Genomic DNA, 13,305 nt, shown 5'->3' on the forward strand with positions numbered 1-13,305 from the left:
AGTACTGCAAATCAAAATAGTTAGGTTTCATATTAATAAAAAAAATGCTCATGCTCAGTGTTTTAACTGTGCAAAAGCATTTAATTTATTTGTAAACTATTTTTTCGTGACCTCGACTGGATTCAAACCAGTAACCTCTTGAGCCGTAATCAAGTGCGCTATTCAGTTGCGCCACGAGGCCGTTTTAATGTGGGTGCAAATATACATCTTTTAATAAAAGCCCACCAAATTTTTTTTAACTTTTTTTATTATTATTTTTGAATATGGAAAAAGCCCTATTAAAAGAAAAATTCAGCAACGCTCTAGATCAAGATATTATAACCGAAATCTTAGAAGTCGGACGCTTTAAAACCTTTCAAAAAGACGATATCATAATCGATATCGACCAAAAACTAGAATACATCCCTTTGCTCCTAAGCGGAAACATAAAAATATTACGTGAAGATAACGATGGTAACGAACTCCTAATTTACTTTCTCGAAGCCGGCGAAACCTGCACCATGTCGCTCACCTGCTGCATGGGCACCTCAAAAAGTAAAATCCGCGCCGTAGCCGAAAGCAACTCCAGCCTCATCCTCATCCCCGTAATAAACATGCAAAATTGGTTCCACAGCAACCATAGCTGGCGTAATTTCATCCTCGAAAGCTACCAATCGCGTTTCAACGAAATGCTCGAAACCATAGACAACCTCGCCTTTTTAAAAATGGATCAACGCCTCTACAACTACCTTCTCAACAAAGCGGACCTCAGCGGCTCAAAAACCATTATCGTAAAACATCTCGACATATCCGAAGATCTCCACACCTCACGCGTCGTAATTTCTAGACTCTTAAAACAGCTCGAAAACGAAAATAAAATAAAATTAAGCCGAAACAAAATAGAAATTCTATAAAACATTTGGGCGCTACCCGAAGAGGGTCGGGCTATCCGCTGCAAGTCCTCGCACGCGCAATTACCATTGCACATGCTGTGGGCTTTTCACTACTATCCCTAGCGCGAGCACATCCGCCAACAAAAACGTCTACCTAATAAACGCATTCTTTTCTCTTATATACGTCCCTCTTTCTTCTTCTTTTGTAACCTCTTTTCTATAATCTTTCACCTATTATCTAGCTCTTATTAGCAAAGTAACTTCAGAACAAACTTATAACCTACTCCCTTAAAACAACTTATCCACACACAAAATTCAAAGTAACATTTATTACAAAACATACCGCACTAAGGCCATACCTTTGCACCAAATAAAAGAAAATGGAAATAATTTTGAACCCTTGGCCATGGTATGTATCAGGCCCATTAATTGCCATGGTTATGGCACTACTACTCTATTTTGGCAAAACCTTCGGTATGTCATCCAACCTTCGCACACTTTGTGCCATTGGAGGCGCCGGTAAATTTGCCGATTTTTTTAAATTCAACTGGAGAGATCAACTTTGGAATCTTACCGTAGTACTAGGCGCTATTATAGGCGGCTTCATTGCAACGCATTATTTATCAAACGATACACTTATCGATTTAAACCCAGAAACGGTTGTCGAGCTTCAAAATATGGGCTTTCAAAATGCAGGCGCATCACTTTTACCAAACGAACTATTCAGTATAGAAGTTATCAAATCACCTAAAGTATTAATCATATTAATTATTGGAGGTATACTTGTCGGTTTCGGAACTCGATATGCAGGTGGTTGCACATCAGGCCATGCCATTACAGGGCTAAGCAGCTTACAAAAACCATCACTAATAGCCGTAATTGGCTTTTTTATCGGTGGATTAATAATGACTAATCTTATTTTACCTCTAATATTTTAACTATGAAATTTATAAAATTCTTATTAGTAGGCATTGTCTTCGGTATTCTATTAGTAAAATCCGAAGCCGTTTCTTGGTATCGTATTTACGAAATGTTCCGTTTTCAATCCTTTCATATGTACGGCATTATTGGTACAGCCGTAATATCAGGTATTTTGTTTTTACAAATCTCAAAAAGAGGTTATATCAAAAGCATAAAAGGCGCCGATATATTTGTTCCTAAAAAAGACAACGGCATCACTCGCTATATTGTTGGCGGAATCATTTTTGGCTTAGGTTGGGCACTTATCGGTGCATGTCCAGGCCCAATGTACATTCTTTTAGGTACCGGTGTTTCTAGTATGCTTATTGTAATTGCCGCAGCCATAGTTGGTACATTTATTTACGGTATGCTAAAAAGTAAACTCCCACACTAAATGGATAGCTCTCAAATTATAGGTTATGTAGGCGCGCTAATTGTTGGTCTTGTTTTGGGCCTCATTGGTGGTGGCGGATCTATATTAACCGTACCATTATTAGTCTATTTACTAGGATACAACCCCATTGTTGCAACAGCATATTCTTTATTTGTTGTCGGAACCACCTCGCTTGTAGGTACTTTACAGAAATTTAAAGAAGGTTTGGTGGATGTTAAAACCGGTTTAGCCTTTTCGTTTCCATCCTTTATAGCCGTGTATTTATCTCGTCGCTATTTAGTTCCTAATATTCCAGAAACCTTATTTAAAGTTGGCGATTTCACGCTAACGAAAGACATGAGTATCATGGTGTTTTTTGCTATAATCATGCTTATAGCATCCATTTCCATGATAAAAAAAGGAAAGAATGAAGATAATGTCACAACAACAAGCCAACCTTATTTTAAAACCTTCATTCAAGGATTAACAATAGGTACCATTACTGGCCTAATTGGTGCAGGTGGCGGATTTTTATATGTTCCAGCATTAGTACTTTGGGCCAACATACCCATGAAAAAAGCTGTAGGAACATCATTAATCATTGTCACTATAAATTCACTTATTGGGTTTACAGGTGATATGCAAACATTAGAAATCGAATGGACCTTTCTTTTAACTTTTACAGCTATATCCATTTTTGGAATTATTTTAGGTAACTATTTTTCTAAATTTATTAGCAGCAGTAAACTCAAAAAAAGCTTCGGTTTTTTTGTACTACTAATGGCCGTATACATAATGTACAAAGAGCTTATGTAATAATTGTAACGTAGCAAACCATTAAAGTTTCTTAATTTTGAACCAAGAAATAAAAAAACGTATAGATTTCATTCATAGTGAAATCATCAAATCATAAAAAATTAAAACATGAAAATAGAACAAATATATACCGGTTGCTTAGCTCAAGGCGCTTACTACATAGAATCTAACGGCGAAGTTGCTATTATAGATCCATTGCGTGAAACACAACAATATGTAGACAAAGCAAATAAAGAAAATGCTAAAATAAAATATATTTTTGAAACGCATTTTCATGCCGATTTTGTTTCTGGTCATGTTGATTTAGCTAAAAAAACCGGAGCAACTATTGTTTTTGGACCAAATGCAGAAACCGATTATAACGCATACATAGCCAAAGACAACGAAACCTTTAAAATTGGAGAAATCACTATTAAAGTATTGCATACACCTGGGCATACATTAGAATCTTCTACCTATTTATTGATTGATGAAGACGGAAAAAACCATGCGATCTTCTCTGGAGACACTCTGTTTTTAGGTGATGTTGGCCGACCTGATTTAGCCATAAAATCTGATTTAACAAAAGAAGATTTAGCTGCGATGTTGTTCGATTCACTTCGTGACAAAATTATGCCACTTGCCGACGATGTTATTGTATATCCAGCTCACGGCGCAGGCTCTGCTTGCGGAAAAAACCTAAGCAAAGAAACCGTTGGTATTTTAGGTGAACAGAAAAAAACAAATTATGCTTTACGTGCTGATATGACGCGTGAAGAATTTATAAAAGAAGTGCTTGATGGTATTGCTCCACCACCACAATATTTTGCAAAAAATGCCATGATGAATAAATCGGGCTACGATAATTTTGAAACTATTCTAAAAAAAGGAGATACACCACTTTCTCCAGAAGCTTTTGAAGCGATGGCTAATAGTGAAGATGCTTTAGTTTTAGACGTTAGGCATCAAGACGATTTTGTAAAAGGCCATATTCCTAATTCTATTTCTATTGGTATTCAAGGTGGGTTTGCGCCATGGGTTGGAGCTTTAATAACCGATTTAAAACAACCTATTTTACTTGTAGTTCCTGAAGGAAAGGCACAGGAAACTGTTACTAGACTATCTCGTGTAGGTTACGATAATACTTTAGGCTACTTAGAAGGTGGCATAGAAAGCTGGAAAACCGCAGGAAAAGACATTGAAACCATTGATTCTATATCTGTAGATGAATTCTCTAAACGTTTTAATACTGAAAACATAGAAGTTTTAGACGTTAGAAAAGATGGAGAATATAACTCGGAGCATTTAAAAGGCGACAACGTTAAACATTTTGCCTTAGACTATATTAACGATAATATGAACAGTATCGATAAAAACCAAACTTATTACGTGCATTGTGCTGGTGGTTATCGCTCGGTAATAGCGGCTTCTATTTTAAAAGCAAGAGGTTTTGATAACTTAATTGATATTGCTGGTGGATTTGGAGCTATTAAAAATTCCGATTTACCAACCACAGATTTCGTATGTCCATCAACACTATAAATAATAGTCTTTTATTTTTTAGACATGGAAAAGAATATAGGTTCTATCGATAAAGCCATTAGAATACTTACTGGAATTACGGTTGCTTTACTGTATTATTTTAATATTATTTCAGGGACTTTAGCTTTTGTTTTAATGGTCGTTGCCATTATTTTACTGGTAACGAGTTTGATTAATTCCTGTCCAATTTATAGTCTTCTTAAAATAAACTCCACTAAAAAAGAAAAATAGAGAATTACATTAATAGCAAAAAAAAGACCTTTCAAATAAAATTTTGAAAGGTCTTTTTAATTTTTGCTTATATATATTTTACACGAGCTCGGCACTTAAACCAGCTTCTAACAGCATAGAACAGCGTGGTTTTAAATCGTCTAGCAAACCGGTTTTTACGGTACATTTCCCTTTGTAATGCACTAACATAGCACATTGTTCTGCTTGCTCTGGCGTGTGCTCGCAAGCATAAATTAATGTCTCGATAACATGGTCGAAGGTGTTTACATCATCGTTATGCAAAACAATCTCGTTTTGAGTTAAAACCTCCTCTTCTAATAATAATTCTTCAGATGTTTGTTCTCTTGTACTCATAATAATCCTTTGTTTTTTCAAATATTTTTTCGTTAGAAAAAGCATTTACATTAGCCATTAATTATTCTACTAATTTAGAAATTTTAACGATACCCAATTGTTTCTTTCTAACTTTTCTTCAAATTTTAACAAATGTTTTTCGCATTCCGCTGTAATTAACGGAATATCCTCAGCGTAAAATCCGCTTAAAAACAACATCCCATTTTCATTTAAGCAAGATGCATAAACCCCCATATCTTGCAGTAAGATATTACGGTTAATATTAGCTATAATAACATCGTAACTTTTGCCTTTTAAAACAGAAGCATCACCTTCTATTACTGTAATATGTTTCGCATTATTACGCTCTACATTTTCCAAACTATTAAGGTAACACCAGTTATCATAATCTACCGCGTCTAAAGGTTTTGCGCCTTTCATTTCAGCTAAAATCGCCAAAACACCAGTACCACAACCCATATCTAAAACCGATTTATCTTTTAAATCTGTTTTTAATACATGTTGAATCATCATGTGCGTGGTTTCGTGATGCCCCGTACCAAAACTCATTTTTGGCTCTATAATAATATCGTAAGTTGTATCTGGTTTCTCATGAAATGGTGCACGTACAGAACAGGCATCATCAACAATGATAGGATTGAAATTCTTTTCCCATTCCTCGTTCCAGTTGGTTTGTTCTATTTCGTTGAATTCGTAGGTAATTTCGAATTCATCAGAGTTCAATATTTGAATATCGTCTAAAATATCGGCATTCCATTCTTCTTTTTGAATGTATGCTGTGGCACCATCTTCGTTTTCTACAAAGCTTTCGAAACCGGCGTAACCCAATTCGGCTATTAAGATTTCGACTGCGGGTTGTAATGGTTTTACTTTAAATTGATACCCGATATAAATAATGTTTGACATGACGTGTTTTATTAGAGTGCAAATTTAAGTGTTATTAACGGAGTTCGTTATAAAATTTTATTAAAAATTAGTTTGAAGTGGTTACTTTATTACGGTTCTAGTCCTGCCAACATTAGTAGATATCACGCACAATTCCGTAAACCAGATTTGTTTTTCCTTTTCAAGAAAACAAAAAACACCTTACCAATTGAATGATAAGGTGTTTTTAATATGGTACTGGGTTGGCCCGCGTTAGGGATTGAGGCTTTGTTGGAGCTCTTTTTGTGTGGTTGCACTTATGCAACACAAAAAAGCGACTGCCAAAATATTTATATTCATGAGTTCTTTAATTGAAAAATAAGACGGCACGAATAAAGCCCGACCCTTTTCGGGGAACGCCCAAATTATTTTTTAAAAGGCATTTACAATTGCGAAAAAATCTTCAGCATTTAAAGCTGCTCCACCAATTAAACCGCCATCGACGTCTGGTTTAGAGAAAATTTCTTCAGCATTTGCTGGCTTAACACTACCTCCGTAAAGGATTGAAACCTCATCGGCTACATCATTTCCGTATTTATCGGCTAGTGTTTTTCTAATAAACGCATGCATATCTTGTGCTTGCTCTGGGCTCGCTGTTTCGCCTGTACCAATAGCCCAAACAGGCTCGTAAGCTAAAACGATGTTCTGAAATGCCGCTGCATCTAAATGAAACAAAGCGTTTTTAATTTGGTTACCTACAATGGTTTCTTCGTTACCCGATTTTCTGTCGGCTAATTCTTCTCCAAAACAAAAGATAACGCGCATTCCTTTTGCTAAGGCTGCATCTACTTTTTTTGCTAATAACTCGTCGGTTTCATTAAAATATTCACGACGTTCGCTATGCCCTAATATTACGGTATTGATACCGATACTTTTTAACATGCTTGCGCTAATTTCGCCAGTATAGGCGCCATTTTCGGCAAAGTGCATGTTTTGTGCAACGACTTCAATATTTGACATTTTTAAAGTTTGATATGCCTGAAATAAATTGGTGTATGTTGGTGCCACCATTACTTCGGCATTAGAGGTTGTTCTTTGGTTTTTTAAGGCGGTTAATAAAGATTCAGTTTGTGCTAAATCGTTATTCATTTTCCAGTTTCCTGCTACAATATTTTTTCTCATGGCTGAAATTAACCTTACCAATACAAGCAAGGTGTCTTTTTATTAGTTAATAATTGTTGTTTTCTACTGCTAAAATAGTTAATTTTTTAATGCTTCTATCAACTTATCGTCATCAGCTTCGATAACATTAAATACAACGATTTCGCCAGCTTTATTTATTACCATATATCTTGGAATCCAACTGATGTTTAAAAAATCGGCAAAATCGCAATCTTTTGCATTTGGCATAAAGTAATGATCGCCTTCCACTTGGTATTTCACAATACCGCGTTGCCACGCCCCTTGTTCTCTATCTAAAGATAAAAATACATAAGCTACATCTGGATTATTAGCTTGTAATGCTTTAACTTTTGGCATACCTTTAATGCAATCGCTGCACCAAGACGCCCAAACATCTATAACGATAGTTTTGCCTTTATGCTTATCTAATATGCTTTGAAAGGTTACTTCTGTACCGTTTTGAGCGATGAAGGTATCGTTTAAAGCTTCGGTTGAAAATTGCTTTGGCTCATCTTTACAGCTTAAAAAACTAATTAATAAAATGAAAATATACTTTAACTTGTTCATATAAAAAGGGTTTGAAAATGTTTACGCTTTCGCGGAAATAAAAATTTATTTTAATTTCACTTTTGGGTCTAACCAAACATAGATTAAGTCGACAAAAATGTTGATAATTACAAATAACACGGCAATAACTAAAACGGCGCCCATTATGACGGGTAAATCGAGTGTATTAAGCGCATTAACGATTTCTTTACCGAGGCCGTTCCATCCGAAAATATATTCTACAAAAACCGCGCCCGCTAGCATAGATGCAAACCAACCTGATATAGCGGTTACTACTGGGTTTAATGCATTTTTAACAGCATGTTTTTTTATGATTTGAAATTCGCTAAGTCCTTTAGCACGTGCTGTACGAATGTAATCTTGATTAAATACTTCCAACAATGAATTCCGCATTAACTGAATAACGACGGCCAAGGGACGAATACCTAAAACAACGGCTGGTAATATTAAATTTTTCCATTTAATATGCATGGCTTCGCCGAAATCGTCCAGTTCGTACAAACTGCCCGTCATTTCTAAATTAGTGTATTCGTGTAATAAAAAACCGAAAAACCAGGCAAAAAGAATAGCGCTAAAAAAGGACGGCACACTCATACCTAAAGTACTAAAAATCTGTATGGTTTTATCAATCCATTGATCTTTATATAATGCGGAAACAATGCCTAAAATAATACCCAAAATCATGGCGATTACAATAGCCGACACGGCTAAAACAAAAGTATTAGGTAAAGTTTCGGCTAGTACCTGACTTACTTTTTTGCCTTGTTTTGTAAAGGATTCTCGTAAATACGGGAATTTTAAAACGATTGTCGTATTTCCGATAGTAAATAAATTTGCTGCTGAATATTTTCCATCACGTAAAAAGGTGTAATCTTCCTTTTGATTGCAATGAAAGGAAATAGGCGACAAATCATTCAAGTAATAGAAATACTGTGTACTTACAGGTTTATCGAAACCGTATTTTTGTTTGACAATTGCGAGTTGTTCGCTGTCTTCATTTTGACCCAACATCATTTGAGCCGGATCGCCAGGAAGCACATTGAATAAAAAGAAAATAACGGTAACCACCCCAAATAATGTGAGGAAAGCGTAAGTTATTTTGTTTATTAAGTAGCTCAATATGGGTTATTAGTTTTATTTTTTTAATGTCACTTTTACCATACTCGTGTAATCGCTATGGTTTGCGGCGTTTATAGAATCTAATTCAGTAGTTGATGTTTTTAAAACATTTACAGACTCAATAGTTTCGGTATTTAGACTATCAACTTCAGACTTTGTTGCTGTTACGTTATCTATTTGATATAAAATATGTTCAACTTTTACAGCTTCTGCCTGTCTTTCAACCTTTGGTAGTTTTAAATCTTTAAGATCGTTCCAATGTACTTTTTGCGTAATTGTACCTTTTTCTAAAGCAATAATTCCTGGATTAGAACGCACAATAGTTTTCAGTGCTTTTTCATCACATAAATAAAATTCAAAATCGATGTTATAATCTTCTTTTAAAGCCTGCTTCTCCGTATTTCCTGATGCCGTAAGTCCGATAATTTTATAGCCATTTTTACGAGCTTCGTCTTGTAAGGCCTTTAATTTTAAACCACCTGCACGCTCCATACTCTCTAAATTGTATGAAACTACGATAATTAAATGCTCATCATTTAAAAAAGTTTCTGTTAAATCTTCATCGTCCGATTCAATAGAAAAATCATAAATTGGAGGTTCATAACCTGCTGAAACTTCTTTGGTATCTACACTTATAAATTCGCCTTCTACGGTTGGGTAAGCGCCGTTAGTGGTTATTATTTTTTCTTCGCCACCTACTTTAAATTTCCATGAATATTCTACTACAGGTTTTGCAGCATCTTCGGGTACACTCATGCCTTCTTGAATATTTGCGCCAATTTTATAAGCTCTAAAATCTTTAGCTGGTAGGTGCATTAATACATGATAGCCAAACCATAAACTAAAAATAAAACTAAGTAAAGCCAAAATAGTTGTTGTTAATTTCCCGAAAAGAGGTTTAACATGTTTTGCTCCAACAAAGAGAATAAGAATAAAAAATAGTAGTACAATATCTTTAGTAAAACTTTCCCATGGCGTTAATTTTAGGGCATCGCCAAAGCAACCACAATCTTTTACTTTATCAAAATACGCAGAATAAAAAGTTAAGAAAGTAAAAAATACAATCATTAATAATAAACTCCAAATCGTGAATTTTGGTTTATACCCAATAAGTAAGAACACGCCTAAAACCACTTCGAATACCACAACTAAAACCGATATCATTAAAGCGTAAGGCTCTAAAAAGGGTAGGTTTAAAACGTCAGGACTAAAATATTCGGCTAATTTGTATGAAAATCCCAACGGATCGTTCAGTTTAATTAATCCTGAAATAATGAATAATACACCAACAAATATCCGACTTATACTTACTAAAATTTTCATGCTTTTTTTATTTTAATTAAATGCTAAAACCGTCTGTTTCAACTTTAATCTTATTTTATTTATTTTTGATTTAAGCCTCTTGAGTCAGGTGAATCATTGCGAAAATGGCATAATTAATCATGTCCTGATAATTAGCATCAATGCCCTCGCTAACTATGGTTTTACCCTTATTATCTTCAATTTGCTTAACACGTAGTAATTTCTGCAAAATTAAATCGGTTAAACTACTTACTCGCATATCTCGCCAAGCCTCACCATAATCGTGATTTTTGTTTTCCATTAAGGTTTTGGTAGTCGCAATTTGCTTTTCGTAAAGTTCGGTAGCGGCTACAGTAGATAAATCGGGTTGTTCTACCACACCTTTCTCCAACTGAATAAGTGCCATAACCGAATAATTTATAATACCAATAAACTCGCTAATTTCTCCTTCGTCTACTTTTCTAACATCATTTTCTTGCAATCCTCGAATACGTTGTGCTTTAATAAAAATTTGATCGGTAAGCGATGGCAAACGCAGTATTCGCCATGCACTTCCGTAATCACTCATTTTTTTAATGAACAAACTTTTACAGGTATTTATAACGGCATCGTATTGTTTTGAGGTATCTTGCATGTATCGTTTAATTTTCTGTAAATTTCGCTTAAATTGTTTAAAGTTCAAAAGTTTTTAGAAGGAAGTTTGACGATACAATTTTAAAGTTTTACGTTTGATATTTAATAGGTAATATACTTGGATTTTTAACATTATGACGATCAATTGCAAAGGAAACCTCATTGATTTATCATCACCTAAAGTGATGGGTATTTTGAATATTACTCCAGATTCTTTTTATGATGGCGGACAACATAAAAACGAAAAACAAATGCTTCAACATACCGAAAACATGTTGACTGATGGCGCTACATTTATAGATATTGGCGCTTATAGTTCGCGACCAAATGCCGACCATGTTAGCGAAACCGACGAACTTAACCGTATTTTACCCATTGTAAAACTTATTTTAAAAGAATTTCCAAACACTTTAATTTCTATCGATACGTTTAGAAGCGCTATTGCAAAACATTGTATTGAAGCTGGCGCAGCTTTAATTAATGATATTTCGGCTGGAAAATTGGATACTGAAATGCTAAAAACAGTTGCCGATTTACAGGTCCCTTATATTATGATGCATATGCGTGGCGAACCGCAAACCATGCAAAACCATACCGATTACGATAATTTAGTAAAAGAGATGCTCTTTTATTTTTCCGAACGTTTGGCGGCTACAAAACAATTAGGCATTACCGATGTTATTATAGATCCCGGTTTTGGATTTGCAAAAACTCTAGAGCAAAATTTTGAATTACTGAACAAACTAGAATTATTTAAAATGATTGAACACCCAATGCTCGTTGGAATTTCTAGAAAATCGATGATATACAAAACGTTAAACACCACTGCCCAACACGCACTTAACGGCACCTCGGTTTTAAATACCGTTGCCCTCCAAAAAGGTGCTTCTATTTTACGCGTACATGATGTAAAAGAAGCTGTTGAATGTGTGAAATTAGTTGAATTGCTTCGTGCTTAGTTTTAATAAATTATGAAAAATATAGTCCCCCTTCTTATTCTATTATTTTTGTTTTCATGTGGAAATGAAAAAGTGTTGCAATTGCCAGAAATCAATCATTCCGAAATTTCGGAAATCAACGATGTTTCGGTGGCTTATCTTTTTTACGATGAAACCCAACCAGATAGTTTAGAATTGAATAGAAAAAACATTATTAACACCACAAATTGGTTGATTAATGTGGATAAACGCCTTAAGCTAAAACAAGTTATTCCGAAAATTTCATTTCTTCAAAAGAAAAAAGTAAGCGCTGGCCATCAAAAGGAAGGCGTTAAAAATTATTTCACTTGTCATGATACAAGTACGAAAAGCCCAGGATTTATTGAATTTACCGATATTACCTATCATCAAAACTCAGTTTCAGAATACTTAGAAACGGCTTCAACTTCAGAAAAAATAAAGCACGCCATACAAGTGAATATTAACGAAAGCCAAGAAATTACCATTATAAACTCCGTTTTAAATTCGCCCACTATAAATACATCCAAAAATAATTTAATTACCGATTTAAACCGTGTGGACATTAAAAACGGACAAATTTATTTAAGCTTTCACGAGAATTTACTCTTTCAAGAATACATTACTTACAAAATGCTATTCGATAAAGTAGGTTTTGACAAAACAACGATATCACAAGAAGAATTTATTTTTAATTAACTCTAATTTACTAAATTTACAAAAACACACTACCCTTGGAAATTTTTAATGACCTTTTAAACTTTAAAATCGTTGATATTATAGATGTTATTTTAGTCGCAGTACTACTTTACTACGTTTATAAACTAACAAAAGGCACGGTTGCCATCAATATTTTTATTGGCATTATTATAATATATTTTGTTTGGAAACTTACCGAATTCTTAGAAATGGAATTGCTTACCGGCATTTTCGGAGGCTTTATGCAAGTAGGAATTATCGCGCTTATTGTCGTTTTTCAACCTGAAATTAGAAAGTTTTTATTGATGGTAGGATCTACTAATTTTAATGGGAGACGTAAATTTTTACAACAATTTAAATTCTTAAAAACCGAAACTAGCGATGGCACTGATGTGGACGTTATTGTATCGGCATGTAATAAAATGGCGATGACTAAAACGGGCGCTTTAATAGTTTTTGAACGGAATAATAATTTAGATTTTATTGCCGACTCTGGAGATGAAATGAATATTAAAGTTACTCAACCTATTATTGAAAGTATTTTTTTTAAAAATAGTCCGCTGCATGATGGAGCCATCATTATAAATGATAATATTGTTAAGGCCACTCGTGTAATTCTTCCTGTTAATAACGAAAAAAACATACCAAAACGCTTTGGTTTACGCCACCGCGCTGCTATTGGTGTTACTGAAAAAACAGATGCCTTAGCCTTAGCGGTAAGTGAAGAAACAGGACATATTTCTTATTTTAAAGATGGTGAATTTGTAGTTTTCGAAAACAACGCCGAATTAATAGCGCTTATTAAAAAAGATTTAGCGTAATTCCTGTTCTATATTTTTCAAATTACAAGGCAACC

At 34.5% G+C, this 13,305-nt stretch carries 16 protein-coding genes and 1 tRNA gene; 9 read left to right on the forward strand and 8 right to left on the reverse strand.

Translation table 11 applies throughout. From position 1 onward, the window contains the following. Window positions 1–107: 107 nt before the first annotated feature. A tRNA-Arg gene (locus tag QWY92_RS09485) sits at window positions 108–181 on the reverse strand. An 82-nt stretch (window positions 182–263) separates the two neighbouring features. Between QWY92_RS09485 and QWY92_RS09490 the strand changes: the two genes are divergently transcribed. From QWY92_RS09490 to QWY92_RS09515, 6 genes are all read left to right on the forward strand, one after another. Further along, the gene (locus QWY92_RS09490; protein ID WP_290270668.1) at window positions 264–893 is read left to right on the forward strand and encodes a Crp/Fnr family transcriptional regulator; all 630 of its coding nucleotides are present in this window, start codon (window positions 264–266) and stop codon (window positions 891–893) included. Window positions 894–1,252: 359 nt separating this feature from the next. Next, the gene (locus tag QWY92_RS09495; RefSeq protein WP_290270670.1) at window positions 1,253–1,810 is read left to right on the forward strand and encodes a YeeE/YedE family protein; all 558 of its coding nucleotides are present in this window, start codon (window positions 1,253–1,255) and stop codon (window positions 1,808–1,810) included. A gap of 2 nt (window positions 1,811–1,812) precedes the next feature. After that, the gene (locus QWY92_RS09500) at window positions 1,813–2,226 is read left to right on the forward strand and encodes a DUF6691 family protein (protein WP_290270673.1); all 414 of its coding nucleotides are present in this window, start codon (window positions 1,813–1,815) and stop codon (window positions 2,224–2,226) included. Further along, entirely contained in the window at window positions 2,227–3,021 is a 795-nt protein-coding gene (locus QWY92_RS09505; RefSeq protein WP_290270676.1) for a sulfite exporter TauE/SafE family protein, read from the forward strand. Window positions 3,022–3,129: 108 nt separating this feature from the next. Further along, window positions 3,130–4,542: an MBL fold metallo-hydrolase gene (locus QWY92_RS09510; protein WP_290270678.1), complete on the forward strand. Its 1,413-nt coding sequence runs from the start codon at window positions 3,130–3,132 to the stop codon at window positions 4,540–4,542. A gap of 24 nt (window positions 4,543–4,566) precedes the next feature. Further along, window positions 4,567–4,773: a YgaP family membrane protein gene (locus QWY92_RS09515; protein ID WP_290268282.1), complete on the forward strand. Its 207-nt coding sequence runs from the start codon at window positions 4,567–4,569 to the stop codon at window positions 4,771–4,773. Between the two features lie 78 nt (window positions 4,774–4,851). On the opposite strand, the gene QWY92_RS09520 is transcribed toward QWY92_RS09515, so the two are convergent. From QWY92_RS09520 to QWY92_RS09550, 7 genes are all read right to left on the reverse strand, one after another. Further along, window positions 4,852–5,127, reverse strand: a complete 276-nt coding sequence (locus QWY92_RS09520; RefSeq protein WP_290268259.1) for an ATP-dependent Clp protease adaptor ClpS — start codon at window positions 5,125–5,127, stop codon at window positions 4,852–4,854. 69 nt (window positions 5,128–5,196) lie between these two features. Then, a complete protein-coding gene (gene prmA, locus QWY92_RS09525) occupies window positions 5,197–6,033 on the reverse strand; it encodes a 50S ribosomal protein L11 methyltransferase (protein WP_290268261.1) in 837 nt (278 codons plus the stop codon). Window positions 6,034–6,423: 390 nt separating this feature from the next. Next, a complete protein-coding gene (tpiA, locus tag QWY92_RS09530) occupies window positions 6,424–7,173 on the reverse strand; it encodes a triose-phosphate isomerase (protein ID WP_290268262.1) in 750 nt (249 codons plus the stop codon). Window positions 7,174–7,251: 78 nt separating this feature from the next. Next, window positions 7,252–7,740 carry a TlpA family protein disulfide reductase gene (locus tag QWY92_RS09535; RefSeq protein WP_290268264.1) on the reverse strand — a complete coding sequence of 163 codons (489 nt, stop codon included), beginning with the start codon at window positions 7,738–7,740 and terminating at the stop codon, window positions 7,252–7,254. A 45-nt stretch (window positions 7,741–7,785) separates the two neighbouring features. After that, a complete protein-coding gene (locus tag QWY92_RS09540) occupies window positions 7,786–8,862 on the reverse strand; it encodes an ABC transporter permease (protein WP_290268284.1) in 1,077 nt (358 codons plus the stop codon). A 12-nt stretch (window positions 8,863–8,874) separates the two neighbouring features. Then, window positions 8,875–10,182: a BT_3928 family protein gene (locus tag QWY92_RS09545; RefSeq protein ID WP_290268266.1), complete on the reverse strand. Its 1,308-nt coding sequence runs from the start codon at window positions 10,180–10,182 to the stop codon at window positions 8,875–8,877. Between the two features lie 70 nt (window positions 10,183–10,252). Beyond that, a complete protein-coding gene (locus tag QWY92_RS09550) occupies window positions 10,253–10,795 on the reverse strand; it encodes a DUF1599 domain-containing protein (protein ID WP_290268267.1) in 543 nt (180 codons plus the stop codon). A gap of 133 nt (window positions 10,796–10,928) precedes the next feature. On the opposite strand from QWY92_RS09550, the gene folP reads away from it, so the two are divergent. Genes folP through QWY92_RS09565 form a run of 3 tightly spaced genes read left to right on the forward strand, consistent with a single transcriptional unit; the run spans window position 10,929 to window position 13,270 of the window. Next, complete coding sequence (gene folP, locus QWY92_RS09555) at window positions 10,929–11,753, forward strand: dihydropteroate synthase (RefSeq protein ID WP_290268269.1); 825 nt, start codon at window positions 10,929–10,931, stop codon at window positions 11,751–11,753. A 12-nt stretch (window positions 11,754–11,765) separates the two neighbouring features. After that, window positions 11,766–12,449: a hypothetical protein gene (locus tag QWY92_RS09560; protein WP_290268271.1), complete on the forward strand. Its 684-nt coding sequence runs from the start codon at window positions 11,766–11,768 to the stop codon at window positions 12,447–12,449. Window positions 12,450–12,484: 35 nt separating this feature from the next. After that, complete coding sequence (locus tag QWY92_RS09565) at window positions 12,485–13,270, forward strand: diadenylate cyclase (protein WP_290268274.1); 786 nt, start codon at window positions 12,485–12,487, stop codon at window positions 13,268–13,270. The last annotated feature ends 35 nt before the right edge of the window (window positions 13,271–13,305 follow it).

The organism is Algibacter miyuki, assembly GCF_030409805.1.
GTDB lineage: Bacteria > Bacteroidota > Bacteroidia > Flavobacteriales > Flavobacteriaceae > Algibacter > Algibacter miyuki.

Coding starts and splice junctions, on each gene's coding strand:
- QWY92_RS09490 (WP_290270668.1), top strand. CDS start 264: ATGGAAAAAGCCCTATTAAAAGAAAAATTCAGCAACGCTCTAGATCAA.
- QWY92_RS09495 (WP_290270670.1), top strand. CDS start 1,253: ATGGAAATAATTTTGAACCCTTGGCCATGGTATGTATCAGGCCCATTA.
- QWY92_RS09500 (WP_290270673.1), top strand. CDS start 1,813: ATGAAATTTATAAAATTCTTATTAGTAGGCATTGTCTTCGGTATTCTA.
- QWY92_RS09505 (WP_290270676.1), top strand. CDS start 2,227: ATGGATAGCTCTCAAATTATAGGTTATGTAGGCGCGCTAATTGTTGGT.
- QWY92_RS09510 (WP_290270678.1), top strand. CDS start 3,130: ATGAAAATAGAACAAATATATACCGGTTGCTTAGCTCAAGGCGCTTAC.
- QWY92_RS09515 (WP_290268282.1), top strand. CDS start 4,567: ATGGAAAAGAATATAGGTTCTATCGATAAAGCCATTAGAATACTTACT.
- QWY92_RS09520 (WP_290268259.1), bottom strand. CDS start 5,127: ATGAGTACAAGAGAACAAACATCTGAAGAATTATTATTAGAAGAGGAG.
- prmA (WP_290268261.1), bottom strand. CDS start 6,033: ATGTCAAACATTATTTATATCGGGTATCAATTTAAAGTAAAACCATTA.
- tpiA (WP_290268262.1), bottom strand. CDS start 7,173: ATGAGAAAAAATATTGTAGCAGGAAACTGGAAAATGAATAACGATTTA.
- QWY92_RS09535 (WP_290268264.1), bottom strand. CDS start 7,740: ATGAACAAGTTAAAGTATATTTTCATTTTATTAATTAGTTTTTTAAGC.
- QWY92_RS09545 (WP_290268266.1), bottom strand. CDS start 10,182: ATGAAAATTTTAGTAAGTATAAGTCGGATATTTGTTGGTGTATTATTC.
- QWY92_RS09550 (WP_290268267.1), bottom strand. CDS start 10,795: ATGCAAGATACCTCAAAACAATACGATGCCGTTATAAATACCTGTAAA.
- folP (WP_290268269.1), top strand. CDS start 10,929: ATGACGATCAATTGCAAAGGAAACCTCATTGATTTATCATCACCTAAA.
- QWY92_RS09560 (WP_290268271.1), top strand. CDS start 11,766: ATGAAAAATATAGTCCCCCTTCTTATTCTATTATTTTTGTTTTCATGT.